The sequence below is a fragment of the Longilinea arvoryzae genome, assembly GCF_001050235.1.
GTDB lineage: Bacteria > Chloroflexota > Anaerolineae > Anaerolineales > Anaerolineaceae > Longilinea > Longilinea arvoryzae.
In genome coordinates, this window is the sequence record NZ_DF967972.1 from 1,902,483 (window position 1) to 1,927,092 (window position 24,610).

Genomic DNA, 24,610 nt, shown 5'->3' on the forward strand with positions numbered 1-24,610 from the left:
ATGTTGCTGGCGGTCGATACTTCAACCCAGTGGGTTGGGCTGGCGCTCTATGATGGCGTCCAGGTGTTGGGCGAGGTGGTCTGGCAATCGCAGAGCCACCACACCATCGAACTGGCGCCGGCCATATCCGATTTATTGGATCGTTGCGGGGTTCGCCCCGAGGAATTGAAAGCATCCGCTGTGGCTCTGGGCCCCGGTTCGTTCACCGCGCTGCGCATCGGACTGGCCGTCGTCAAAGGGCTGGCGCTGGCGGTGCATATTCCGGTGGTGGGCGTGCCTACGTTGGATGTCCTGGCTGCGGCTCAGGCCGTGCGCGAGTTGCCCATGGTCTGCGTGCTGCAGGCTGGCCGCGGGCGGCTGGCCGCCGGTTGGTATCATGCTTCGCGCGGGCAGTGGATTGCGAAAGGCGATGCAGCCGTGACCAACGCAGAAGAGCTGATGGGACAAATCGAAAAGCCCACCCTGGTTTGTGGGGAACTCACGGCGGCCGATCGCGTGGTGTTCGCCCGCCAGAAGAAGACCGCCCTGCTGATTTCACCGGCACATTCCCTGCGCCGGCCGGGCTTTTTGGCTGAACTGGGGTGGAAGCGCTGGCAGGCCGGCAAGGTGGATGATCCCGTGTCCCTGGCGCCCATCTATCTGCACGTGGCGGAGGAAATTCCGGCGTGACCGACTCAAACCTGATCCTTCGACGGATGAAGGTTGTAGACATCCCCCAGGTGTATGCCCTGGATGTGACATCCTTCAGCCTGCCCTGGCCCGAGCGTTCTTACCGGTATGAAGTCGAGGAAAACGAGCATTCCCGTCCCTGGGTCATGGAAGATACCAGCGCGACGCCCGCGCGCATCGTTGGGATGATCGTGGTGTGGTTGATCCTGGACGAAGCCCATGTGGCCACCCTGGCCGTGCATCCCGACTACCGCCGGCGCGGCATCGGGCAGCGCCTGCTGGCCAACGCTCTGCTGGAGGCGCAAAAAGAGGGCGCTAAGCTTTCCTACCTGGAAGTTCGCAAGACCAATTCCGGCGCGCAGGCGCTCTACGAGCGTTTCGGTTTTCTGGTGGACGGCGTTCGCCCACGGTATTATGTCGATAATGGCGAAGATGCCATTTTGATGAGTCTCAGGCCACTCGATCCGCAGGCGCTGACCGCCCTGCTGAACGCCGGTGAGACGATCCCGTAAGTCGGAGGTCGGGCGTATGGATTCTGCTGAGGTACTGAAAGAAATCGCCGAGCAGGTCACGGTTTGCGAGAAGTGCAACCTGCATTTCTCGCGGAAGAAAGCGGTTCCCGGAGAAGGACCCTCCAGCGTCGAATTGATGTTCATCGGCGAAGGCCCGGGTTTCTACGAAAATGAACTGGGCCGGCCGTTCGTCGGGCAGGCCGGCAAGTTCCTGGACGAACTGCTGGCGCGCGCGGGCGTGTCGCGTGAAAAGGTGTTCATCACCAACGTGGTCAAATGCCGTCCGCCAGGCAACCACGATCCGGAGCCCGAAGAACTGAGCGCCTGCCGCGGGTATCTCGAACGCCAGATCGAAGCTCTCAATCCCAGAGTCATCGTCACGTTGGGGCGATTCTCGATGGCGCACTTCCTGCCTTATGCCAAAATCAGCAGCGCGCACGGCAAGGCGACCTGGGTAAACGGCCGGCTGGTGGTGGCCATGTATCATCCGGCGGCAGCTTTGCACCAGCCTTCTTTGCAGGAGACGGTGCTGGAAGATTTTTCGCACCTGCCCGAATTCATTAAACTGGCCCAAAAGACGCAGGCGGGACACGTCATCTCCGCGTCCGCGGCAGTGGATCCTGCGGAATCGACCACGCAACCGGCGCCCGCGCAGCCGCATACCGAACAGCACTCGCTACTCGATATCCTCCCGGATCAGGCTGTGGAACCTCCGGCGCCGCCTGCTGACGATCCGGACGATTCCGGGCCCGTGCAGTTGTCATTATTTTAGTCATTCACCCGCAGCCAACCCTGCGATTTACGTAGAAGGAGTATTCATCCTATGTCCTCCGATATTCGGGAAAAATTGATTACTAAATTACAGAACCGGAGCGCCAAAGTCGCCGTTCTGGGAATGGGTTATGTCGGTTTGCCGCTGGCGACTGTTTTTGCCGAGACCGGCTATGAGGTTATCGGAATCGATCCCATCGCCGCAAAAATGGATAAGCTCAACCACGGCGAGAGCTATATACTGGACGTTCCCAGCGAACAGGTCGCCCGCCTGGTCAAAGCCGGCAAATTGAAGGGGACAACGGATTATTCGGTTCTGGCCCAGGTGGACGCGGTCTCGATCTGCGTGCCCACCCCGCTGCGCAAGACCGGCGATCCGGATCTATCCTTCATCATCTCGGCGACCGCGGAAGTGGCCCCGTATGTTCATCCCGGCATGGTTGTGGTCCTGGAAAGCAGCACTTACCCCGGCACGACGCGCGAACTGGTTCTGCCCAAGCTCAGCGAAGCCAGCGGTCTGAAAATCGGCGAGGATATCTTCGTGGCCTTTTCACCGGAACGCGTCGATCCCGGCCGCACGGATTGGACCACCAAGAACACGCCCAAAGTGGTCGGCGGCATTACGCCGGCCTGTTCCGAGGTGGCAGCAGCCTGGTACAGCCAGGCGCTGGAGAAGGTCGTGCCGGTTTCTTCGACGGAAGTCGCCGAAATGACCAAGCTGCTCGAAAATACCTTCCGCATGATCAACATCGGCCTGGTCAACGAACTGGCCATCATGTGCGATCGGCTGGGCGTGGATGTCTGGGAAGTCATCGACGCGGCCGCAACCAAACCCTTCGGCTTTATGAAGTTCACCCCCGGGCCCGGCCTGGGCGGGCACTGCATACCCATCGATCCGCTGTATCTCTCCTGGAAGCTGAAATCCGTCAATTACAACGCGCGCTTCATCGACCTGGCTTCGGAGATCAACACCAACATGCCGCGTTTTGCCATGGGTAAGGTGCAGGACGCGCTCAACAACGTCGAAAAGTCGCTCAAGGGCAGCCGGGTGCTGGTGTTGGGCGTGGCCTATAAACCGGACATCGACGATCTGCGCGAATCTCCGGCGCTGGATGTAATCGGGCTGCTCGAACAGAAGGGCGCCCGGGTCGAATATCACGATCCGTATATTCCGGTCATCCGCCAGGACGGCGGCGACCGCCATTCGGTTGCCGATTTGATGACGGCCGTGCGCGCCGCGGATTGCGTCGTTATTGTCACCAACCACAAATGCTACAACTATCCTGAGATTTTGGACGCGGCCCGGTTGGTGGTGGACACGCGCAACGCGTTGGGTGCAATGGGCAAACACAGCCCGAAAGTGGTCAGGTTATAATGGCAACTTATCTCGTCACCGGAGCGGCTGGCTTCATCGGAGCCCGCGTCAGTGAAATGCTGCTGGCGGGTGGGCACAGCGTGGTGGCCATCGACAACCTCAACGATGCGTATGATGTTCGCCTGAAAACCTGGCGCCTGAATCGTTTGAAACCCATCCAGGGATTCCATTTTTACGAAAATGACCTGGGCGACCGGGCCGCGCTCGACCGCCTGGCTGCGGAAAATCCGGGCATTGCCGGCATCATCAATCTGGCGGCGCGCGCCGGCGTGCGCGCCAGCCTGGAAAATCCGTGGGTGTTTTTGGAATCCAATACCACCGGCACGCTCAATTTGCTGGAACTGGCGCGGCGGAATGGCATCGCCAAATTCATTCTGGCGTCCACCTCATCCATCTATGGCGCCAATCCACCTTATCCGACGCCCGAAGACGCCGACAGCAGCCAGCCACTGCAGGCCTATGCTGCCACCAAGAAGGGCGCCGAGGTGATGTGCCATGCCTACCATCATTTGTACGGCATCGATGTGACCATCTTCCGCTATTTCACCGTATACGGCCCGGCCGGGCGGCCGGATCTGGCCATGTTCCGTTTTGTGCAGCGCGTGGCCGAAGGCCGCACCCTGCACGTCAACGGCGACGGCACGCAATCGCGCGGTTTCACTTATATCGACGATATCGCCCGCGGGACGATCCTGGGCCTGAAACCGTTGGGTTATGAGGTGATGAACCTGGGCGGACATGAATCGATCTCGATCAACGATCTCATCAGCATGATCGAGGAGATGCTCGGGCGCAAGGCGCAGATCGAACACCATCCCTTCCATCCGGCCGATATGATGAACAACCTGGCCGACGTTCGCAAGGCTCAGAAAATGCTGGGCTGGCAGCCGCAGGTTGGTTTGCGCGAAGGGGTACGTCACTTAATCGACTGGTACATGGCCGAACGCAACTGGGCCAGCCAGGTAATTACCGAATGAGTCGTCTGGCCGCAGTCGCTCAATCCTGGCTGGAAGATCGTTTGCTGCGCCGGGTGGTGCGCAATTCGACCTACCTGTTCGCCAGCAATGTGATTGCGGCCGTTTTGAGCATCGTTACCGCCAATCTCCTGGGGGTAGGGGTCTTCGGCCTGCTCGGCATCATCACCGGATTCGTTTCCAACGTTAACCGGCTGCTTTCGTTTCGCATGGGCGACGTGGTTGTGAAATACATGGGTGAAGCCCTGGCGCGCGGCGAAAAAGATCGCGCCGGCGCGGTGGTCTGGATGGCCGGACTGATCGAAGCCGGAACATCCCTGGTGGCCTTTGCGGCTTTGCTGCTGCTGGCGCCCCTGGGCGCAACCTTTTTTGCCAAGGATGCGACCCTCACCCGACTGTTCGTAATTTTTGGTCTGTCCATTCTGGCCAATATCACCACCGAGACGGCTACCGGCGTACTGCAGGTAACCAATCATTTTCGCAGCCAGGCGCTAATCAATCTGGCCCAATCCGTGGTGGTGGCAGTGCTGGTTTTGGTTATTGCCGCCCGCGGCGCCAGCCTGGAACTGGTTCTGTTGGCTTACCTGGCCGGAAAAGTGGTCATGGGTCTGGGCCCGATTTTCGTGTCGCTGTACTGGCTGCCGCGTGCGTTGGGCGCAGGATGGTGGCGGGTGGATCGTAAACTCCTCCCACCCTGGCGTGAACTGGCGAAGTTTGCGATCAGTACAAATTTCTCGGGCACCATCAACGTCTTTGCCCGGGATAGCGAAGTGCAGTGGGTGGGCTTCTTCTTTGATAACAACGTTGCCGGTTATTATAAAACCGCCCTGGCGATCATCAATCTGGTGGTCATGCCGATCAACCCATTCATCGGAACGACCTACCCGGAGATTACCCGCACCATCGCCAGCCGCCAGTGGATTCGCCTGCGCAGTCTGCTGCGCCGGGTGACGCTCATCGCCGCGGCTTGGACCGGCGCTGTGGCCGTCGGACTGATGTTGTTCGGCCGGCAGGTGCTGTTCAGTGATTGGACGCTCTTTGGACACACCTTCCATATTTATTCGAGCAGCTTCTTGCCCGCTTTCGATGTCTTGCTGGTCATTTTGATCGGATACAGCGCGGCCAATATCCTTTTCTGGAATCGTCCGCTCTTACTGGCACAGGGTCTGGCGGATTATGCACTCAAGGTCAGTTTTTGGACCATGTTGGGAAAGGTCGCCCTGGCATTGATGCTGTTACCCCGGGCGGGATATATAATGGAGGCAATCCTGCTCTCCGGATATTTTGTAGTTTCGGTCGGCGTCATGGTCTGGTTTGGAATGAAGACTGCGCGGCAAACCGAAGCGCTAGATCCTCGTGTGGAGACCGAAATATGAGAATCGCAGCCATCGCTACGTCCCGAGTGCCATCCACCACTGCCAACAGCATCCAGGTAGTCAAAGCCTGCCATGGGTTGGTCCAGCTCGGATATGAAGTTTGCCTGTATGTTCCCGGCGAAAGGACGACTCCATGGCCAAAACTGGCCAGCCATTACGGCCTCGAGACGCCCTTCAGCATCACCTGGCTGCGGACGCAAAAGATTTGGCGGCGCTATGATTTTGCCCTGAAGGCGGTCGAAAATGCGCGAGCCTGGAATGCCTGGATGGTCTACACCTGGACTCCCCAGGCCGCCCTCATGGCGCAGATGCGAGGTTTCCCGGTCATTCTGGAAATGCACGACCGCCCCACCGGAAAGATGGGCCCCTGGTTGTTCCGGCGCTGGCTCAAGACCCCGGGCCGCAAACGCCTGATGGTGATTACCCAGGCGCTGCGCGATCTTCTCGAACGCGATTACGCCTCCTCCATGAACGGCCTTAATATTCAGGTGGCGCCGAACGCAGTCGATTTGGAACACTACAGCCACCTCCCGGAACCGGCGGCTGCCCGCCAACAGCTGGGACTGCCGGAAGGCCCGACCGCGGTTTACAGCGGACATTTCTACGCCGGGCGCGGTATCGATCTGCTGCTGGGGCTGGCCAAAGCATTCCCCCAGGTTCACTTTCTGTGGGTGGGCGGCCGGCCGGAGGACGTGCAGGAATGGAAGGCGCGTCTATCGGAGTTGGGCGTCGGCAATGTGACCCTGACCGGTTTCATCGAACAGCGCCGTCTTCCGCTCTATCAGGCCGCGGGCGATATCCTGCTCATGCCGTACGAAAGACAGATCGCCGGCAGCAGCGGCGGAAATTCGGCTGAGATTTGCTCGCCGATGAAAATGTTCGATTATCTGGCCACCGGACGCCCCATTCTGAGCAGCGATCTTCCCGTTTTGCATGAGGTACTGAACGAGCGAAACGCCATTTTCTGCCAGGCTGAGGATCTGGACTCCTGGGAGAAGGCGCTGCAAGGATTGTTGAACGATCCCCTGCGGCGGCAAGCCCTGGGCGACCAGGCCCGAAATTATGCACGCATGCACACCTGGCGCAATCGGGCAGAACAGGCTATCGCCGATTTATTGGACTGAAGGATGATGGATCCTCGTGCAAGGTCATCGTAAAAAACACCTGCTTCCCCGATGCACCGAAGGACTGCGCTGGTTGTTAGCGGTCGCTGCGGTTGCAGTCGTCGAACGGTTTCTGATGTTCGCTTTTTATCCGCCGGTGGCCTATGACGATACGCCCAGCTACCGGCACCTGGCTGCGACGATTTTGAACCACTGGCAGGGCTATGACGGTACCCGCACGCCGGGATATCCGATCTTTCTGGCCTGGGTTGGCCCGGACCGCTGGGTGTACCTGCTCCAATTGGGAATGGGGCTGGCGATCACGCTGGTTTTCTTCTGGGTGGGCTGGCAGGCCAGCGGAAAGGCTCGTTTTGGTGCGGCGGCCGCCCTGGCGCACACACTCAACCTGGGACAGTTGTTCTTCGAAGCCAACCTGCTTACCGAAACGCTGACGACCTTCCTGCTGGCGCTGTCCGTGTTGGCGGTATTCGAAGGCTTGCGCCGGCGGGGATGGATCCGTCTGGCCTGGGCGCTGGCCGGCGGTTTGTTCGGCGGATTGGCCGGGCTGGTCCGTCCCCTGTTCTTTTTCGTTCCCTTCTGGATGGCCTTATTCTTTCCGCTGGCCTTCTGGCGGGAGGGCTGGCGAGTTCGCCTGGGCAACCTCTTCGCACCCCTGCTGCCGGGATTGATCATCGCCGGTCTGTGGGTGGGCTATATCGATACCAATTTCCATATTTTGAGCGTTACGGTGATGAACGGCTATCATCTGGTTCAGCATACCGGGTATTTCTTCGAGTACGTACCGGATGAAGACGCCGCCTTGCGGGATACGTACCTGCGCTACCGGGCGGAACGAATTGCCCGGTATGGCACCCAGGGCAACACGATCTGGGATGCAATCCCCGAGCTCGAAAAAGTGACCGGTTTGAGCTTTTACAACCTTTCCCAGAAAATGGCCAGCATCAGCATCGAATTGATCCGCGAGCATCCCGGCCTGTACTTGCGAACGGTGGTGAGCGGCTGGTTCCTGTACTGGCGCGCTCCGGTCTACTGGGACGCCGGCGCAATTGCTCCTCCGGGTCTGCGGGTGTTGCTTCAGGGCCTGGTCACCGCCGAACGCCTGGCCTTGGTGGCATTCAACCTGACCTTCATCCTGGGTTCATTGGTTACGCTATTGTGGAAGCGATTTCGCCAGATCTTCCATCCGAACCCGGTCATCTATTATTTGACCGGCCTGATCTGGCTTTCTTCCATTGCCCAGACATTGCCCGATCACGGGGATAACCCGCGCTTCCTCATCCCACTGCAATCGTGGGTCGTATTCTGCGTACTCTGGTTCGGATTCGGTTTGCGAGATTATCTGCGGCAGCAACGTAAATCATGAGAGACAAACTGGCACTCATCTTTTCAGCGATCTTTGGCCTATTAATCGGCGGCATTTTGGCGTTCGCTGCGCCGGCCGGATCTTTCTTCATGTCCTGGCTGGCTTATGGACTTCTTTCGGCGCTCACCTGCGCCGTTCTGGCCCTTGCCTGGCGCGACCTGGGTGGCGGCCGCAGCCTGGCCTGGATGATCCTGCTGGCCTTCGGACTGCGGATCGCGGCCGGCGCGGCGCTTCAGGCAGCCCTGCCGCAGTATGGCAACGCCAGCGAGCCCGAACGGAACGGCTACCTGTTCTACGATGCTTATGCGCGCGACCAGGCAGCCTGGGATCTGGCGCGTTCCGACCAGCCGCTGGCGGCCGCGTTCAGCGGCGATTATACGGATCAGGACCAATACGGCGGTCTGCTGGCGATTTCCGCCGCGGTCTACCGATTGCTCAGTCCGGATGCCCGGCGCCCGCTATTGACGGTGCTGCTGGGCGCCTTTGGTTATACCCTGGGGCTGCCTTTTCTGGCAACGGCCATCCGCAAGCGCTGGTGGAATTTTGCCGCCCTGGTGGCCGGTTGGATTTACGCGCTTTATCCGCAGTCGATCCTGCTCGGGGCATCCCAGATGCGCGAACCGTTCCTGATGGGCGCCATCGCGCTGGCTACCTGGGCTGTGGTGGTGTTCACAGAAAAAAAATGGGTTTCCATCGGTGCACTGGCCGGTTGCCTGGCCTGGATGGGATTGGTCAATTCTCGCATCGCCATTGCGGCCGGGGGCGTGCTCCTGGTGTGGCTGGCGCTGGAGCAGTTGAAAAATTTACCCGTGCGGCTACGACGCTGGAGTTGGTTGATTCTCTTGCTGGCCGGGGCGGTAGTTGCGGTTGGGTCGTGGGAGTGGTTAAGCGGTTCGGGCACCTGGGACATCCAATTGCTTCAGGTGGGCAGCGGCATGGTCGACAAGCGTTTGGGAGAGCTTCCGATGGCGCTGCGCCTGCCATTTGTGATTGCTTATGGGGTTGCCCAGCCCGTGCTTCCTGCGGCTGTTGCGGATGTTACCGTACCCTTGCGCCAGGCGATTTCCATCCTGTGGGCGGTAGGCTGGTACGCGCTGGCGCCGCTGCTGGTTTTTGGCCTATTCATCGTTTGGAGGGCACAACCCGAGACCGATCAGCGCGTGCTCGTCTGGCTGGCCCTGTCCGCTATGCTCTGGACTTTCATATCCGCGGCGCGCGGTGGGGGGGACCAGTGGGATAACCCGCGCTACCGCACGCTTTTTCTGCCCTGGATGGCATTGCTGGCAGGTTGGGCCTGGCAGTGGGCGCGCGAACGTCACAATCCATGGCTGTGGCGAACGTATGCGGTTGCCCTGATTTTTATGGCCGCATTCATGTTGTGGTATCTTGGCCGATATGCCCATTGGTTTGGCGGTCTTTACTTCTGGTATGTGGTCGCCGGGGTTGTTCTGCTCAGCGCAGCCATCCTGGTCGGCGGCTGGTGGCGCGACCGTTCCTTGACGCGGCATCGAGAAAAGTTATAATACTAAATTCAGCCTCGTTGAAAGATTAGCTGAATATTTTCGTGGGAGCGACGGTGTGGATCTTTCAGTAATTTCTCCCGTATACAATGAAGAAGAGAGCGTCGTCCTGCTTCACCAGGCAGTGACGGACGCTTTGTCTCCGCTTGATCTGGAATGGGAACTGGTTCTGGTGAACGACGGAAGCACGGATGGCAGCCAGAAACAATTGGACCTTCTGGCCGAGAAGGACCCGACTCACGTGCGTGTAGTCGAATTTCGCCGCAACTTTGGGCAAACCACAGCCATTTCGGCCGGCATCGATTATTCTCAGGGCAAGATTATCGTTTTGATCGACGCGGATCTGCAAAATGATCCCGCGGATATCCCGATGATGCTGGCAAAACTCGATGAGGGTTACGATGTGGTGAGCGGCTGGCGCGTGAACCGCCAGGATACCTTCATCACCCGCACGCTGCCGTCGCACATCGCCAACGGTCTGATCTCCCGGGTCACCGGAGTTCACCTGCATGATTACGGCTGCACGCTCAAGGCTTACCGCCGCGAAGTGATCACCGGCTTCCGGCTGTACGGCGAAATGCACCGCTTCATACCGGTTTATGCCAAGGAGGTGGGGGCTGATATTGTGGAAGTGCCCGTTCACCACCACCCGCGCCGTTTCGGAAAGGCCAAATACGGCCTGGAACGGACCTTGAAAGTTGTCCTGGATTTGTTCACCGTAAAATTCTTCAACAGCTTTTCAAGCAAACCCATTTACCTGTTTGGCGGGCTGGGTCTGGCGCTGATTTTGGCAGCCTTCATCGTATTGCTATTCTTGATTGGTCTGCGCATTTTCGCCGGCGAGCACATGATCCGCTCTCCGCTCTTGATCTTGTGTGTGATGCTGGTCATCATGGGGTTCCAATCCATTCTGCAGGGTTTGATCGCTGAACTGTTGATGCGCACCTATCATGAATCGCAACACAAGCTGACCTATACGGTCCGCAAGACCATCAACATCGAAGAAAAAGAAAAAGCCGATTAACCTATGAACGGTTCAATTCAATCCTCTCCAACGCCGGAACAGCCGCGCCAGCGTGTGTCGTGGCTGCGCTGGGCGGGAACTCTGGTTGCGTTGAGCCTGCTGGTTTATTTGTTGGTTCAACAGGGTTGGGATGAATTCATCCACGCCATCCAATCGATTCCGCCGTGGGCTTTCCTGGCCGCCTTTGCCTGCCTGTTTGGCTCGCGCCTGACGACCATTGGCCGCTGGTTGGCGTTGCTGCGATCGGCCGATGTTTCCATCAGCCTGTGGGATGCCTTCAAATTGGTCTTTGCCGGTTTGTTCGCTTCGAATTTTCTGCCGACGACCATCGGTGGCGATGTGGTGCGCCTGGCCGGAGCCGTGCAGTTGCGGCTGGACGCGGGCATCGTCACGGCATCGCTGATCGTCGACCGGTTGGTTGGCATGGCTGGTATGGCGACCCTGTTACCGCTCGAACTGCCGCACGTCCTTCGGGACGGTATGCCGGCGTTGAAAAGCGCAGTCGGTCAGGGCCCGCTTGCCGCAGTGGTTCTGCCCGGTTTTCTCCAGAAGATTTGGAAGAAGCTCCTTGAATTCATCCAGACGATCTGGAAAAGCATGGTGCACTGGGTGCGCCGTCCGATGGGCCTGCTTCAGGCGCTGGCCTGGACTTACGGCCACATGACCTGTGTATTCGGGGCGGTCTGGTTTTTCCTGGCCGGCATGGGTGAACCACTTTCCTTCTGGAAGATCGGCGGATTGTGGGTGTTGGCCTATTTCATTACCCTGCTGCCGGTTTCAATCAACGGCCTGGGCGTACAGGAACTATCCATCGCCGTGCTCTACACCACCTTTGGCGGTGTTTCGCGTGAGGCCGGCCTGGCGCTGGCCGTGTTGATGCGAATGCTGTATATGATTGCCAGCCTGCCAGGCGCCTTTTTTCTGCCTGGCTTGCTGCAACGGCGCAATCAACCTTCCGTTCCGGGCACCAACGGTAATCCAATGCCATGAAAACAATCCCTTCTGACTCGGTGCGGCGACTGAATGTTTTGCGAGCGATTATTGCCGTGGTGATGCTGGCCTGTTTGTTGGGTTTCCAGGCCCAGGCCAGCCAGGCCGGCGGTTTGAAGCTCTGGCGACATACGGCTCCCAAGATCGATACGCTGCCCATGTTTGGTCTGGGCGTTTTGGGTTCGCTCCTGTTGGCATTGAGTTATACGCGATTGCGGTCCGCCCTTCTACGAATCTCCGGAACAGCTTTCCACTTTCTGACTTCACTCCGTAAATTCAACTGGCTCGTTTTTCTCGGGCTGGGCATTCTCTTCCCATGCCTGTACCTCACCCGTACCTGGGAGACGATCTGGCCTTTCGCACCCCGGATCTGGACCTTTGGAATTCTGGTTGCCATTGGCTCGGTCGCCCTGCACGCCGTTTGGAGAGGCCGCGCCTGGACTTATTCGATTGCTGCCACGGTCTTGATCTACGCGGTGATCTACCGGGTGGCGCTATTTGTCCCGCAGGTATCGGATTATCTGTTTTCGATGGGCTGGTCTGAAGCCAGCCGCTATTACAACGCCTCTCTTTTCTTCGCAAATCAGATTTATGGGAAGGCCTATCCGTTGCCGACCCTGCATCCGACCCGTTATTTGCTGCAATCGATTCCCTTCCTCATTCCGTCTCTGCCATTGTGGTTTCACCGTTTGTGGCAAGTGTTGCTGTGGTTGGGAATGAACGGCCTGGCTGCCTGGTTGCTGGCGCGGCGATTTTGCCCGCAGGATCGGGTGCTGCGCTGGTTGACGGCGGGTTGGGCGTTCCTATTCTTCTTTCAGGGCCCGGTTTATTATCATTTGATCGTGTGCATTTTACTGGTGGTGTGGGGCTTCGATGCCCGGCGTTTCTGGCGTTCGCTGGCCGTCGTGGCCGTCGCCTCGGTGTGGGCGGGAATCAGCCGGATCAACTGGCTGCCTGTTCCGGGTTTGCTGGCTACGCTGCTCTACCTGATCGAAATTCCCAGGCAAGACAAGCCGCTATTGCGTTATCTTCTTCCCCCCGCGGTCTGGACGCTGGTGGGCGTCGCAATTGCATTCGCGACCCAGCAGTTCTATATCAGCATCTCCGGCAACCCGGCCGATCAATTTTCTTCGAGTTTATCATCGGATTTGCTTTGGTACCGGTTGTGGCCGAACATCACCTATCCCCCCGGCATTCTACAGGCAATTCTGTATGTTTCGTTGCCTTTACTGCTCCTTTTTTCGGCTTTTCTGATCCGAAATACTCGTTCGGTGCATCCGATCCGTTGGTTGGGGATCGCGGCCATCCTGGGCGTATTTCTGGCGGGCGGTATTGTGGTCAGCATCAAAATCGGCGGCGGCAGCAACCTGCACAACCTGGATGCTTTCCTGGCGCTGATGGCCGTTGTGGGCGCCGCGATCGGATTGGGACGTTTTCAAACCGACCGTCCAGAAAATGCCAAAACTCTGCGCATCCATCCAATCCTGATTGGCTTGATTTTGTTGGTCCCGGCCTGGACGGCAATCCTCGAAGGTTCGCCCGCGGATCCGCTGGCTTCCCACGCCGATCAGCAGCGGGCATTGGCGGAGATCTCGCAGTATGTCGAAACAGCCCGCGAGGAAAACCGGGCGGTCCTGTTCATCAATCAGCGCCAGTTGGAGACGTTTGGATCGGTACCCCGAGTGGAATTGGTGCCGGACTACGAAAAAGTATTCTTGATGGAAATGGTGATGTCGAATAACCGTTCCTATCTGGATGCTTTTTATACGAAATTGAAAAACCATGAATTTGGCCTGATCGTAACCGAACCCCTGTATGTTAATTTGCAGGACCGCACGCACGCTTTTTCGGAAGAAAATAATGTCTGGATGGAACGGGTGGTGGCGCCCATCCTGGAGAACTACCAACCCGCAGCGACGATCGACGGATTTGGCATTCAACTGCTCGTTCCCAAAAATTAAGCAGGAGAAATATGTCTTATTGGCTGCGGCTGGTTGACCCGGTGGGTCTGATCTTGACAGCGGTAACGGCTCTGGCCTGGATGGTGGGCGGCTGGTTATTGGTACGCAGCCTATTTCGTTTATTGCCGGGAGCGCGACTGATTAGCGGTTTTACCAGCGGCTGGGTCATCGACCTGGTGCTGGTGAACCTGATCACCCGTTGGATTGGATTGCCGGCGGCTTCGATCGTCAGCGCTGCATTGATCCTCGGCGTGGGCGTTATGGCAGCCGGTAAATCGCTGCGTCAGAAAGAAACCTGGGCAGATTGGAAAGAGTGGACGCAGCCGGTGGGCGCGCTTCTGCTGGCTGTTTTGTTCAGCCTGGCCCAGCGCGGCGTCAGCATCTTCGACGATTACTTGCATCTACCCCTGGTATCCAGTATGGCGACCGGGGACATTCCACCCCATTTCTATCTCAACCCGGATCAGTGGTTCGCCTACCATTACGGCCTGCAGATATGGGCGGCCATGCTGGTGCGCACGGCAGGCTTAACGCCGTGGAGCGCGTGGGATATCAGCAAGGGGGTTGCCATTGCGCTGACGTTGGTCAACGCCTGGCTGTGGGTCCGACAGCGCACCAGCAGCCGGACGGCTGCCTGGTTGGGAGCCCTGGTGATCGTATTTGGCGGCGGGGCCCGCTGGCTGCTCCTGTTACTGCCTTCATCGGTGTTGACCTGGATTTCTCCGGCCATCAACCTGATCAATACCGGCGCGGATACGTCTCAATCACTGGTCCAGGCGTTGGGCGGCCCCTGGATCATGGAAGGGGGCGGTCCGGTTCCATTCCCATTTGCTTTTCATAGCGGTTTCTTCGTCCCGGTTTTTTTCGTGCTGGGCAGTACCGGGGCGCTGCCATTTCTGACCATTTTCTTGTTGATGAGTCTGAAACCGCAACAGCCCGGTTCGATGCGCGCTGCGGTTGTTTTGGGCATTCTCTCCGCCAGTCTGGCATTGAGTGCGGAACACCTTTTTGCATTTCTGTGGGCAGGAACCCTGCTTGCGGTTGGGTTAAGCTGGTTTTCGCACCGGCGATGGAAGAAACAAATCGACGCCGGCCAATGGCTGTCCGCCCTTCTCGCGCTTGGACTGGCGGCCATCCTGGCCATCTTTCAAGGTGGATTCATCACCGAAACACTGCGTGGATTGGCCGGACGCTGGTTGGGTATTTCTCAATGGGTTCAGGCGACCAACAACGCTTATAGTTTTTCTTTCCGCTGGCCCCCGGCCATCTATTCGGCTCATCTAGGCCTGCTCTCGCTGGGAAATCCGCGACATTGGCTGGTCATCCTGGCGGAAATGGGACCGACCCTGTTCCTGGCGCCCATGGTAACCGGTTGGGCGCTTGGATTGTTGAAACGGGAACGCTGGCTGGAGGCCGGGTTGGGTTTTTCTGCGCTGGCTTGCATGATTTTCCCGTTGTTTTTCCAGTACGGAGTCGATCGTTCGATCACCCGCATGCCAGGAACGGCTTTGTGGTTATGGCTGACCCTGGCGTTCCCCCTGCTATGGAAATACAGCCGCACCTCAGGCCCGGTCAGAAGGACATTTTACGGGGTTGGCTACTTTGTAATCATCTTTGGCGGCGCCATTCTTTTCGCCGTCCAATTAATCAGCATGCCCACGCCGCAGGCCGCCTATTTCATCGATTCGCTGGATACGCGGTTTTCAAGCCAATTCTGGAACCAACTGGAACCGGATGCCCAGGTGTTGGATGATATTCCCTATCGTGCGGTTACCGTTTTCGGTCGAGAAACGACAGCCCACCTGTCCATTTACGAGCCGCTGCCGCAATGGGAGGCTTTGATCCAGGCTCCGCGCGTTGAAGAGGTGGCTGCTGCCGGATACGGATATATTTACATGGATGCGGAATGGTGGAACCTCCTATCCCAGGAGGTTCGCCAGACTTTTCAGCAGCCCTGCGTGCGCGAGATCAGCCACCGGGTTCAACCCAATGGAAAAGATTTCCGTATCCTGTATGATGTGAGTGGTTGCAAATAAACGTTCAAATGTAAGGGTAGGGATTGTCTTCGAGCAGGTGTGGCCGGTCGAGGAAGAGTATCGAAGCCACGGCCAAAATTCCCAATAAGAATATTATTCCGTTGGCAAGGACGGGATTAGCCTGCAGCAAAATAAAAGCGATGCAATCCAAAATCAACGCGCACAGATGCATACTCAAAATGGCGCGATTGGGGCTGATCCCAAGTCGGATCAGGCGGTGAAAAGTATGATCCAGGCCTGCCTGATAAACCGGCAGCCTGCGCCGTAAGCGCGAATAGACGACCAGAGTGGTGTCGAAAATTGGCACGCCAACCAGTAGGATGGGGATGAACCAGGAGGTCAGCGGGGTGTAGCCGACGGGAGCATAGGCCACAGCCAGGGCGGCCAGAAAGAACCCGAGAAACTGGGCGCCTGAATCTCCCAGAAAATACAGGGCCGGATGGGCATTGAAGAAGAACACCCCAATGCAACCGCCCAGGACGATCGAGCTCATGACTGTCAGTTGGAACTGACCGCTTTGAATGGTGACCAGCATCAGGCACGCGGCAGACAAGGTCGCCAGGCCGGCTGCCAATCCGTCCATGCTGTCGGTCAGGTTGAAGGCGTTGGTGATGCCCGCCATCCAGAAGATGGTCAGGAGATAATTGGCAAATGAGCTGGCAAAAAGCTGGACCGAAACGCCGTTGTGAATCAAAACACTGGCGGCGAGTATTTGTCCGGCCAGTTTGACCAACGGGGGTAGCGAGACAATGTCATCCCAGATGCCAAAAATCAAAATGATACAGAAGGGCAGCAGGTATACATAAAAAGCAGATTGGAATGCGATCCCCTGAACCAGGGAAACAATGACAAAGACCAGGAACAGGACGATACCGCCGGCCAGCGGAACCGGCCGATGGTGCAGCTTATGGGCTTCCCGGTTGGGAAAATCCATCAAGCCCACCCGGCGGCAGAACCAGATTGCGATCGGGCTTAAGAGTAGAGCAGTGATGGCGGCCAGCGAGATAATGAAAAAAAGGTGTGATTCTGACAAGATGACTTCTTTATCTTACAAAAGGTTACACCTGTGCTTCGGGCGCCCTGGATCTGGAAATATTTTCGCGATGTGAAGCGCCGGCTGCGGCTGCCAATCCGGCTGCGACCCACAGGTAGGGCAACGCAAAGGAATCGATACTGAAGCCTTCAGCGATCAAGGCAATCAGCATCAACTGGCAGACGAATGCAATCAATTTATGATAGGGTAAAGTGGATTGTAGAGTCGAGCGGGTGGATCGCCACAGCGTGATGATCCAGGAAACGAATATGGAGAAACCGACCAGGCCGGTCTCAGCCAGCAACCGTACCCAGAGGCTTTTGATGTTCGGCAGGAAGGTCGCATTGGTCAACAAGTCGCGTACTTCGATGGAAGTCCAGCCGAGGAAAGGGACTTTATCCAAAAAGAAGAAACCGCTGTTACCCGGCCCGACCCCAAAAATCGGATAATCGCCGAAAACTCTCCAGCCGGATACCCAGTAAATGACGCGTTCCATGAATCGGAAGCGTTTGCTCAATTCCAACAGCGTGTTCTCGTCCAGCAGCAGTGCGCGGCCGATTTCGGACAGCGTGGGTGGGTAGGTGAAAAGCAGCGTCATTCGCGGATCTTGCAAAAGGATCACGATTAAAATGGCTGCCAGGAGCAGGTAGATGAAAATCATACCAGCGACAATGCCTAAATTGCTCCATTGTTTGGCCCGATCCGTCTGGCCAGGGTACCGGCGGCGAAGGCGTTTTTGCAGCCGCTTGAAAATGGCTGAATTTAACCGAAAAAAGATGAAAGCAAAAATAAGTAGAGCCGCCAGCAGGGAAACGCGTGGTTTTGCCAACAGGAACAGAAACAGGCTGACAGCCAGCAGGATGTTTTCGACGGATAAATGAAGGAAACGAAATTTGAAGACGGAAATTCGCAGAAAGGATGCACCCAACCAGATCGGGATGTAGAGCATCACCAACTGATGGGTGAACCAGGAGGGTTCAAAGGTCATCCCATAGAGGCGCTGCAATCCGCGTGAAAATGGGCGCGGTGTAACCAGGGTCTCTTCCAGCCAGATGTACCAGGGCGCGAACTGCGTGTTTCGCACGAAGATAAAATACGCTTCGACGAGTGAGAAGACCACCATGACGATGCCGCCAATCGTGATCCAGCGCAGCGCTTTTCGGAATCCATCCTCGCCCTTTGGAAGGGTCGCGCAGACGAGGAAAAAGCTGATGCCGATTCCAATGGTGATGAAGGCTTCGAGAGCTTCTTTCCAGGGGTTCGCGTTTTTGAAAGTCGGCAGATCGATAAAGAATGACAGCCCGGTCGAAACGATTGCCAATAGTACAAAGAAGAAAAGGGGAGCGGCCTCGATGGGTATCGTACCGCGGCGCAGGATGCGCGGCAGCAGCGCGATGATCAATAAGATGCCGATCAGGATCGCCGACGGCGGCGCAACCAGGGTTCCGGTGAACTTGATGATATACGGCGCCGACGTGACCGGCAGAAGGATCAAGGCGCCAGCCCACAGGATTTCAATGATCCGGTCCAACTTGCTGGACCGAATGACTGCGGGTGGTTCTGTTTGAGCCGGGTTCATTTTTCCTTCCGTGAAAGACGTCCGGATAGAAGGATGCCGATCACCAATCCAATCAATGCGCCCGCCAGAATCAGGTTATTGCGTCCATAGCGGACAGGTTGGCTGGGTAGGACCGCCAGCGTCGGTTCGGAAAAGCGGACGTAGGCTGGAATGGATGCAGAATTTTCAAGTTCCATCTGGTATTGATAACCGGCCGTTGCCCAGTAATTCGTCATATCCATGGCAATCTGTGGATTAGTGCTCAGATAACGCAATTCCCAACCCGAGTGTTTGCGCTCAAGCCGGTAATTCAAGAAAATCTCGTTTGGAGCCTTGATCCAGCCCCGCTTCAATGCTTCATCGGTAACATGCTGGATAACGGCCGGCATGACGTAGGAATCTCCAACCGTGTTGATGCTCAGATCTTCGTCGTATTCGGTGAATTCCCGATCCGTCTTCAGAAAATTGAAATCCAGCCAGACATTGAAAGTGGCTTTGGCTTCATAAAGGGGCGGACGCAGCGTATGAACGACATAGCCGGCCATTCCACAGACCAGCATACAGATCGCAATGATCCACCAGGACTTCAGCAAACGACGGATTTGTTCGCCAGGATTTATCTCGGTCGTCATTCTTTTTGGGTCGTACCTTTTCAATTCGTTCCCGATGCGCCGGGAGAGGTTGTTTATTTTGTTTTCCCCGACCGACGGGTCGGCATCAGGATTATACTACGCCCCACCAATCGCGACTTCGTATAGGTGGCGGGTTGTATAATCTGGGATTGACGGTTACCTTAAAGGATCCATTGCCTGGCGTAAAGCCAGTTGCCAGGGCGGCAGCCGCAGCCCAAAGACCTGTGTAAAATGCTCGCAGTTCAAAGCCGAGAATAACGGCCGGACAGCCGGTGTGGGGAATTCGCTGGTGTTCGCCGGAATCAACTTCCTGGCCGTCTGTTGCTCCGGATTTGGATCCAGCTTGAGGATCTCTTGCGCCCATTCCATCCGGCTGGCGTAACCGTCGCCGGCAAGATGGTACAACCCGCTACGCTCGTCGAGGTATCCGAAGGGGTCGCCCCGGGATTTCGCCAACAGCAAAGCTGTGATTCCAGCCAACATGCGCGCCCAGGTCGGATTGCTGATCTGGTCATTTACCAGCCTCAATTCAGATTGATTGCGCGACCAACCCAGCACTTTGGTGACGAAGCTGTCGCGGCGGGTGCTGTAGACCCAGGCTGTACGCAGGATGACGACCGCGCCTCCAGCCTGGAGCGCAGCCTGTTCGCCCTCCAACTTCGTCTGCCCGTAGACATTGAGCGGGTGAGGGGTATCTTCCTCGACGTAAGGCGAGCCCTTTCGACCGTCGAAGACGTAATCGGTGGAAACGTGTAGAAAGGCTGCATGTGCTTTGCGGGCCGCCTGGGCCAGTTCGCCGGTGGCGGCGGCGTTAATGGCGCGCGCCAGGCTTTCCTCGGTCTCGGCTTTATCCACGGCGGTATACGCCACTGCGTTGATGACCACCTGTGGAGCAGCGGCCTGCACCACCTGCGCCAGGGTCGAAGGATGTGAAAAATCGACCTCGGGATAATCGAAGGCGGTAATTTCACCCAGCGGGGCCAGCGTGCGTTGCAGTTCCCAGCCCAATTGGCCGATCTTTCCCAGCAGTAAAATACGCAGGGTCATCCCATTTCCTCCAAGAGGCGCTGCAAATACTGGCCATAACCATTGCTGGCATACCGTTTGGCCTGTACAGCCAACTGAGCCTTATCGATGAAGCCCATGCGGAAGGCGATTTCTTCCGGGCAAGAGATCATCAATCCCTGGCGTTCTTCCACCGCCTGGACGAAGTTGGCCGCCTGCAGCAGCGATTCGTGCGTGCCGGCATCCAGCCAGGCCACGCCGCGGCTGAGAACCTGCACGCGCAACTCGCCTTTCTCCATGTAAACGCGATTCAGGTCGGTAATTTCCAATTCGCCGCGCGGCGATGGCTTGAGATGCGCAGCGATTTCAGTGACCTGATGGTCGTAAAAATACACACCCGGGACGGCCAGATTGGTCTTGGGTTGAGCCGGTTTTTCTTCGATGCTGAGGGCTTTGCCCTGCCTGTCGATCTCGACCACACCGTAGCGTTCAGGGTCGTGGACGCGATAGGCGAAAATCATGGCCCCATCCCGCAATTGGGCGGCCGTTTGGAGTTGGCGCGCCAGCCCGCTACCGTAGAAGATGTTATCGCCCAGAATGAGCGCAGCCGGTTTGCCATCGACGAACGAAGCGCCCACCCGGAAGGCATCCGCCAGGCCGCGGGGCTGGTCTTGTTCAGCATATTCGATATGCACGCCCCATTGATCCCCACTGCCCAGCAGCCTGCGGAAAACAGGCAAATCGTCGGGGGTGCTGATCACCAGAATTTCACGAATTCCGGCCAACAGGAGCATCGAGAGGGGGTAATAGACCATTGGCTTGTTATAGACCGGCAGCAATTGCTTGCTGACGCCGATGGTGATGGGATATAAACGGGTTCCCTTACCGCCTGCCAGAATGATGCCTTTCATTTCTGCCTTCCTCCGCGCTGAACGTAATTCTGATCGATCCAGGTCTTATAATCGCCGGTCTGGCGAATGGCCTGCACCCACTCGGGATGCTCCAGATACCAGCGCACGGTCTTCTCCAGGCCGGTTTGCAGCGATTCCTTCGGCTGCCAGCTCAGCTCAGCTTTGATCTTGCGGATATCCATAGCGTAACGGCGATCGTGGCCGGGGCGATCGGTGACGTAGGTGATCAGGCTTTCATGCGGAAGGTGAGGTGAATTGGGGACGAGTTCATCCAGAATTGCGCAGATGGCGGACACGATTTCGATATTGTAGGGCTGGTTGTTGCCGCCGATGTTGTAAGTTTCGCCGGGCTTGCCGTGTTCCAGGACCGTCAGAATGGCCTCGCAGTGATCCTCGACATACAACCAATCCCGTACCTGTTTGCCATCACCGTAGACTGGCAGGCGTTTGCCTTCCAGCGCGTTCAGGATGATGAGCGGGATCAGTTTCTCGGGGAACTGGTAAGGGCCGTAGTTGTTCGAGCAATTGGTGACGGTGACGGGCAGACCGTAGGTGTGAAAATAGGCTCTCGTCAGGTGGTCGCTGGAGGCTTTCGAGGCGGAGTATGGGGAATTGGGCGCATAGGGCGTCGTCTCGTTGAAGGCCGGATCGGACGGCGTCAGTGAGCCGAATACCTCATCGGTCGAAACGTGGTGGAAGCGCACCTGATCCAGCGGTTGGCGTTTTTCGGTCAGCCAGACCTGACGGGCGGCCTCCAGCAGGGTGAAGGTGCCCACGATGTTGGTTTGGACGAATTGCCCCGGACCCAGGATGGAGCGATCGACGTGCGATTCGGCGGCAAAGTGGACGATGGTGTCGATTTCATGCTCGCGCAGCAGTTTTTCCACCAGCTCACGGTCGCAGATATCGCCCTTTACGAAAACATAACGCTGCGGATCCGGCAGATCGCGCAGGTTTTCCAGACTGCCGGCGTAAGTGAGCGCATCCAGATTGAGGATGTGAACGGATGGCCTTTGCGCAAGAGTCAGGCGAATGAAGTTCGAACCGATAAAACCGGCGCCGCCGGTCACCAGAAGGTTACGCATTTGCTCCTCCCTCGAATGTTAATGAAAAAAACCGTTTGATTAATCGAAGGTTTCAGCCTGCGCCAGCGGCAGGCCCAATTGATCCTTCGGCGAAAGCAGAGGGGATTCGCCGGCCGGGACGGGCCATTGGACGCCGATTTGCGGGTCATTCCACAGGACGCAGCGCTCTCCCTTTGGGTTGTAATAATCACTGGCTTTGTATAGCACCTCGGCCCACTCGCTGACGGTAAAGAAGCCATGCGCAAAACCGATCGGAATCCAAAGCTGACGTTTGTTCTCAGCCGAGAGGTAGGTTCCGGTCCAGCGGCCGAAGGTGGGCGAACTGCGGCGCAGGTCGACGGCCACATCGAAGATCTCGCCGACGATGCAGCGCACGAGTTTACCCTGCGGATTGAGGATCTGGTAATGCAGTCCGCGCAGGATGCCGCGGCGCGAACCGGATTGGTTGTCCTGGACGAAGTTATCCGGGATACCCAGGCGGGCAAAGTCACGCGATTGATAGGTCTCCATAAAAAAACCGCGCTCGTCGGCAAAGACGCGCGGTTCGAGGAGAAGAATATCTGACAGTTGTGTGGATGAAATTTCGAATGCCATGAATATTGATGATCACCCTTCAAAAATATGCAAGAATTTATGAAGAACTCATATATTATATCGTGAAACAGTATCAACTGGACAAGCCCTTCAATTTTTAGAATAACCTAAGATTGACATTTTTTATCCACGTTTTGGTCCGGCGTATTTTTCTTTTCTAAAGGAATTGATAATCAAGGAAAAAATTAATTTCAATAGCATTAAGCAATAAAAGAACCAATTCACCAAAATAAAATAATCTTGTGAAAGGTTTTTCCGGTAGTAGTAATAATAGGAGCGGTGCCACTCAAAAATAGCCTTCAAGGGTTGCGCGTTAGCCCCACCCTTTCCACCAAAATGAACGATTTGCGCGGAAGGGAAATAAGTTACATTCCAACCCGCTTTCCGCGCACGGACACAATAATCGGTATCTTCTTGATAGGCAAAGAACACCTCATCGAGCAGGCCAATTTGATCCAGAGCTTCCCTTCGGATCAGCATACAACAACCTGAGATAGATGGTACGTGGTGGGTCTGGTTTTCATCCAGGTGGCCTTGCAAATACCCGGAAAAGAAGGGGTTATGTGGAAATAAGCTGGACAATCTTGAAAAATAACAAATGACTTCCCACGGGCGCGCTTCGCCGCGCTTGCAGTGCGGCTGGAAGCTTCCATCTGAATTTAAAACCTTCGGTCCGACGATCCCCGTGTCGGGATTTTGGCGAAGATAATCAATCATCCGGGGTATGGCGTTTTCCTCGACGATCGTGTCAGGGTTGAGCAATAAAATATATTTACCCTTCGCAATCCGAATGCCCTGATTATTTGCCCTGGCAAAACCCTTATTTTGGGGGTTCTGAATAATAATCAACATGGGAAATTGGGTTCTAATCGGGTCTATCCCATTTTCCGTAGAATGATTGTCGATATAGATAATTTCATAGTTGACATCGATCTTACTGGCAATAATTGATTCCAGACATTTTTGTAAATAATCAAATGCATTGATTCCCACAATACAAATGGATAATTCGATTTCGGAATTTGTCATTTCTTCCAGGCCTTTACAAACGGTGCGAGTGGATTCCAATCCAAGATTCGAATGATATCTGAAACTAGGACCGTTCGGGTTTGTTGGACTTTCCGTCTTTTTTCCAGAATGATATTGATTTTCTTGAGTGCATCTTTCTTTGCCTGCAATGTGACTTTTCCTTGACCTCTAAAAATATAAATAATTACCTGAATCAAATTTACCAAAATATGAAAGGGCAAAAGAAACCATAATAACTGACCTGGCATATCCTTAAAAAACGTCCAAACTAGGTTTCGGTGTCCATAATAAACGGAAAAATCACTTTTGGATCCAGTACTGCCAGACCCCTTATGTTTTACAACTGCGTTGGGCAGGTAGATGCATTGATATCCGATCAATCTCAGTCTGAAACCGAGATCCACGTCTTCGAGATACGAAAAAAAATCCGGATCAAATCCCTCAACCCGTTCAAAGGCTTCTCGTGGGTAAATTGCTGCGGCTCCACAGGCGCTGAAGACCTCCTTTTCTGTCTCGGGAACATTGGGGATAAACGTATTATAGGATTTCCGCCACGCCAATCCACTGATGTGATAGGTATCCCCTTTGCCATCATATTTCTCAGGGTAATCGGCCATGATCAATTTAGACGCAAAAAAAGCGTTCGAGTATTTTTGAAATCCGATCCGAATATTTTTTATCCAGTCCGGCTCCGGAAAAGCATCCGCGTTGAGTAAAATCAGAAATTTCCCCCGTGCAAATTGGGCTGCGTAATTATTCCCGGCTGCAAAACCGAGATTGCTTTGCAATGGGAAGAACCTTATCCGAAGTTTGGAATACTTCGTGAAATCCTCATTTTCAATCGGATCGGGTGAACCATTATCGACCAATAAGATTTCGAAATCTTGATCTGTCTGGTTATTCAGGGAATCTAAACACGCCGAAATAAATGGATTACTATTCCAGCACAAGATAATGATTGAAAAAAGAGGACTCACTGTGAAAGGAAGATCGTTCTCGAATGGGGACATACGTTAATTATCGATCCTTGTTGGAGAGAAAAGTGTCAAACCTAATTGTATTATAATT

The 24,610-nt window shown here is 55.9% G+C and carries 22 protein-coding genes; 13 read left to right on the forward strand and 9 right to left on the reverse strand.

Going from position 1 to position 24,610, the window contains the following annotated elements; all coding sequences use genetic code 11:
* Genes tsaB through LARV_RS08535 form a run of 13 tightly spaced genes read left to right on the forward strand, consistent with a single transcriptional unit; the run spans window position 1 to window position 15,695 of the window.
* The gene (gene tsaB, locus LARV_RS08475) at window positions 1-669 is read left to right on the forward strand and encodes a tRNA (adenosine(37)-N6)-threonylcarbamoyltransferase complex dimerization subunit type 1 TsaB (RefSeq protein WP_075073227.1); all 669 of its coding nucleotides are present in this window, start codon (window positions 1-3) and stop codon (window positions 667-669) included.
* Window positions 666-1,181, forward strand: coding sequence for a ribosomal protein S18-alanine N-acetyltransferase (gene rimI, locus LARV_RS08480; protein ID WP_083522438.1), 516 nt, complete (start codon window positions 666-668; stop codon window positions 1,179-1,181). Before tsaB ends, rimI begins: the two co-directional genes overlap by 4 nt.
* A gap of 16 nt (window positions 1,182-1,197) precedes the next feature.
* Window positions 1,198-1,953, forward strand: coding sequence for a uracil-DNA glycosylase (locus LARV_RS08485; RefSeq protein ID WP_075073228.1), 756 nt, complete (start codon window positions 1,198-1,200; stop codon window positions 1,951-1,953).
* 51 nt (window positions 1,954-2,004) lie between these two features.
* On the forward strand, window positions 2,005-3,327 hold the full coding sequence (locus tag LARV_RS08490) for a nucleotide sugar dehydrogenase (RefSeq protein WP_075073229.1): 1,323 nt from the start codon (window positions 2,005-2,007) through the stop codon (window positions 3,325-3,327).
* The gene (locus tag LARV_RS08495) at window positions 3,327-4,304 is read left to right on the forward strand and encodes an NAD-dependent epimerase/dehydratase family protein (RefSeq protein WP_075073230.1); all 978 of its coding nucleotides are present in this window, start codon (window positions 3,327-3,329) and stop codon (window positions 4,302-4,304) included. Before LARV_RS08490 ends, LARV_RS08495 begins: the two co-directional genes overlap by 1 nt.
* The gene (locus LARV_RS08500; RefSeq protein ID WP_075073231.1) at window positions 4,301-5,677 is read left to right on the forward strand and encodes a lipopolysaccharide biosynthesis protein; all 1,377 of its coding nucleotides are present in this window, start codon (window positions 4,301-4,303) and stop codon (window positions 5,675-5,677) included. The genes LARV_RS08495 and LARV_RS08500 overlap by 4 nt, the downstream gene beginning before the upstream one ends.
* Window positions 5,674-6,801, forward strand: a complete 1,128-nt coding sequence (locus tag LARV_RS08505) for a glycosyltransferase family 4 protein (protein WP_075073232.1) — start codon at window positions 5,674-5,676, stop codon at window positions 6,799-6,801. Before LARV_RS08500 ends, LARV_RS08505 begins: the two co-directional genes overlap by 4 nt.
* A gap of 16 nt (window positions 6,802-6,817) precedes the next feature.
* Window positions 6,818-8,164: a hypothetical protein gene (locus tag LARV_RS08510; protein WP_075073233.1), complete on the forward strand. Its 1,347-nt coding sequence runs from the start codon at window positions 6,818-6,820 to the stop codon at window positions 8,162-8,164.
* Window positions 8,161-9,687, forward strand: a complete 1,527-nt coding sequence (locus tag LARV_RS08515) for a hypothetical protein (RefSeq protein ID WP_075073234.1) — start codon at window positions 8,161-8,163, stop codon at window positions 9,685-9,687. Before LARV_RS08510 ends, LARV_RS08515 begins: the two co-directional genes overlap by 4 nt.
* A 55-nt stretch (window positions 9,688-9,742) precedes the next feature.
* Window positions 9,743-10,708 carry a glycosyltransferase family 2 protein gene (locus LARV_RS08520; protein WP_075073235.1) on the forward strand — a complete coding sequence of 322 codons (966 nt, stop codon included), beginning with the start codon at window positions 9,743-9,745 and terminating at the stop codon, window positions 10,706-10,708.
* A gap of 3 nt (window positions 10,709-10,711) precedes the next feature.
* The gene (locus tag LARV_RS08525; protein WP_075073236.1) at window positions 10,712-11,698 is read left to right on the forward strand and encodes a lysylphosphatidylglycerol synthase transmembrane domain-containing protein; all 987 of its coding nucleotides are present in this window, start codon (window positions 10,712-10,714) and stop codon (window positions 11,696-11,698) included.
* Entirely contained in the window at window positions 11,695-13,659 is a 1,965-nt protein-coding gene (locus tag LARV_RS08530) for a hypothetical protein (RefSeq protein WP_075073237.1), read from the forward strand. The genes LARV_RS08525 and LARV_RS08530 overlap by 4 nt, the downstream gene beginning before the upstream one ends.
* A gap of 11 nt (window positions 13,660-13,670) precedes the next feature.
* Complete coding sequence (locus tag LARV_RS08535; RefSeq protein WP_075073238.1) at window positions 13,671-15,695, forward strand: hypothetical protein; 2,025 nt, start codon at window positions 13,671-13,673, stop codon at window positions 15,693-15,695.
* 4 nt (window positions 15,696-15,699) lie between these two features.
* On the opposite strand, the gene LARV_RS08540 is transcribed toward LARV_RS08535, so the two are convergent.
* From LARV_RS08540 to LARV_RS08580, 9 genes are all read right to left on the reverse strand, one after another.
* On the reverse strand, window positions 15,700-16,728 hold the full coding sequence (locus LARV_RS08540) for a glycosyltransferase family 4 protein (RefSeq protein WP_075073239.1): 1,029 nt from the start codon (window positions 16,726-16,728) through the stop codon (window positions 15,700-15,702).
* A gap of 25 nt (window positions 16,729-16,753) precedes the next feature.
* Window positions 16,754-18,307 carry an O-antigen ligase family protein gene (locus LARV_RS08545; RefSeq protein ID WP_075073240.1) on the reverse strand — a complete coding sequence of 518 codons (1,554 nt, stop codon included), beginning with the start codon at window positions 18,305-18,307 and terminating at the stop codon, window positions 16,754-16,756.
* A complete protein-coding gene (locus LARV_RS08550) occupies window positions 18,304-18,918 on the reverse strand; it encodes a YveK family protein (protein WP_075073241.1) in 615 nt (204 codons plus the stop codon). The genes LARV_RS08545 and LARV_RS08550 overlap by 4 nt, the downstream gene beginning before the upstream one ends.
* A gap of 156 nt (window positions 18,919-19,074) precedes the next feature.
* On the reverse strand, window positions 19,075-19,965 hold the full coding sequence (gene rfbD / locus LARV_RS08555) for a dTDP-4-dehydrorhamnose reductase (RefSeq protein WP_075073242.1): 891 nt from the start codon (window positions 19,963-19,965) through the stop codon (window positions 19,075-19,077).
* Complete coding sequence (gene rfbA / locus LARV_RS08560; protein ID WP_075073243.1) at window positions 19,962-20,834, reverse strand: glucose-1-phosphate thymidylyltransferase RfbA; 873 nt, start codon at window positions 20,832-20,834, stop codon at window positions 19,962-19,964. The genes rfbD and rfbA overlap by 4 nt, the downstream gene beginning before the upstream one ends.
* Window positions 20,831-21,919, reverse strand: coding sequence for a dTDP-glucose 4,6-dehydratase (gene rfbB / locus LARV_RS08565; protein WP_075073244.1), 1,089 nt, complete (start codon window positions 21,917-21,919; stop codon window positions 20,831-20,833). Before rfbB ends, rfbA begins: the two co-directional genes overlap by 4 nt.
* A gap of 39 nt (window positions 21,920-21,958) precedes the next feature.
* Window positions 21,959-22,513, reverse strand: coding sequence for a dTDP-4-dehydrorhamnose 3,5-epimerase (gene rfbC / locus LARV_RS08570; RefSeq protein WP_075073245.1), 555 nt, complete (start codon window positions 22,511-22,513; stop codon window positions 21,959-21,961).
* Window positions 22,514-22,636: 123 nt separating this feature from the next.
* A complete protein-coding gene (locus LARV_RS08575; protein ID WP_083522439.1) occupies window positions 22,637-23,542 on the reverse strand; it encodes a glycosyltransferase family 2 protein in 906 nt (301 codons plus the stop codon).
* Window positions 23,539-24,552, reverse strand: a complete 1,014-nt coding sequence (locus LARV_RS08580; protein WP_075073246.1) for a glycosyltransferase family 2 protein — start codon at window positions 24,550-24,552, stop codon at window positions 23,539-23,541. Before LARV_RS08580 ends, LARV_RS08575 begins: the two co-directional genes overlap by 4 nt.
* Between the last annotated feature and the right edge of the window lie 58 nt (window positions 24,553-24,610).

What these genes read in the sequence shown, in the direction of transcription:
- LARV_RS08505 (WP_075073232.1), top strand. Translation starts at nt 5,674, where the DNA reads ATGAGAATCGCAGCCATCGCTACGTCCCGAGTGCCATCCACCACTGCC.
- rfbA (WP_075073243.1), bottom strand. Translation starts at nt 20,834, where the DNA reads ATGAAAGGCATCATTCTGGCAGGCGGTAAGGGAACCCGTTTATATCCC.
- LARV_RS08530 (WP_075073237.1), top strand. Translation starts at nt 11,695, where the DNA reads ATGAAAACAATCCCTTCTGACTCGGTGCGGCGACTGAATGTTTTGCGA.
- tsaB (WP_075073227.1), top strand. Translation starts at nt 1, where the DNA reads ATGTTGCTGGCGGTCGATACTTCAACCCAGTGGGTTGGGCTGGCGCTC.
- LARV_RS08545 (WP_075073240.1), bottom strand. Translation starts at nt 18,307, where the DNA reads ATGAACCCGGCTCAAACAGAACCACCCGCAGTCATTCGGTCCAGCAAG.
- LARV_RS08485 (WP_075073228.1), top strand. Translation starts at nt 1,198, where the DNA reads ATGGATTCTGCTGAGGTACTGAAAGAAATCGCCGAGCAGGTCACGGTT.
- rfbC (WP_075073245.1), bottom strand. Translation starts at nt 22,513, where the DNA reads ATGGCATTCGAAATTTCATCCACACAACTGTCAGATATTCTTCTCCTC.
- LARV_RS08535 (WP_075073238.1), top strand. Translation starts at nt 13,671, where the DNA reads ATGTCTTATTGGCTGCGGCTGGTTGACCCGGTGGGTCTGATCTTGACA.
- rfbD (WP_075073242.1), bottom strand. Translation starts at nt 19,965, where the DNA reads ATGACCCTGCGTATTTTACTGCTGGGAAAGATCGGCCAATTGGGCTGG.
- LARV_RS08495 (WP_075073230.1), top strand. Translation starts at nt 3,327, where the DNA reads ATGGCAACTTATCTCGTCACCGGAGCGGCTGGCTTCATCGGAGCCCGC.
- LARV_RS08580 (WP_075073246.1), bottom strand. Translation starts at nt 24,552, where the DNA reads ATGTCCCCATTCGAGAACGATCTTCCTTTCACAGTGAGTCCTCTTTTT.
- LARV_RS08515 (WP_075073234.1), top strand. Translation starts at nt 8,161, where the DNA reads ATGAGAGACAAACTGGCACTCATCTTTTCAGCGATCTTTGGCCTATTA.
- LARV_RS08490 (WP_075073229.1), top strand. Translation starts at nt 2,005, where the DNA reads ATGTCCTCCGATATTCGGGAAAAATTGATTACTAAATTACAGAACCGG.
- rfbB (WP_075073244.1), bottom strand. Translation starts at nt 21,919, where the DNA reads ATGCGTAACCTTCTGGTGACCGGCGGCGCCGGTTTTATCGGTTCGAAC.
- LARV_RS08550 (WP_075073241.1), bottom strand. Translation starts at nt 18,918, where the DNA reads ATGACGACCGAGATAAATCCTGGCGAACAAATCCGTCGTTTGCTGAAG.
- LARV_RS08575 (WP_083522439.1), bottom strand. Translation starts at nt 23,542, where the DNA reads ATGACAAATTCCGAAATCGAATTATCCATTTGTATTGTGGGAATCAAT.
- LARV_RS08500 (WP_075073231.1), top strand. Translation starts at nt 4,301, where the DNA reads ATGAGTCGTCTGGCCGCAGTCGCTCAATCCTGGCTGGAAGATCGTTTG.
- LARV_RS08525 (WP_075073236.1), top strand. Translation starts at nt 10,712, where the DNA reads ATGAACGGTTCAATTCAATCCTCTCCAACGCCGGAACAGCCGCGCCAG.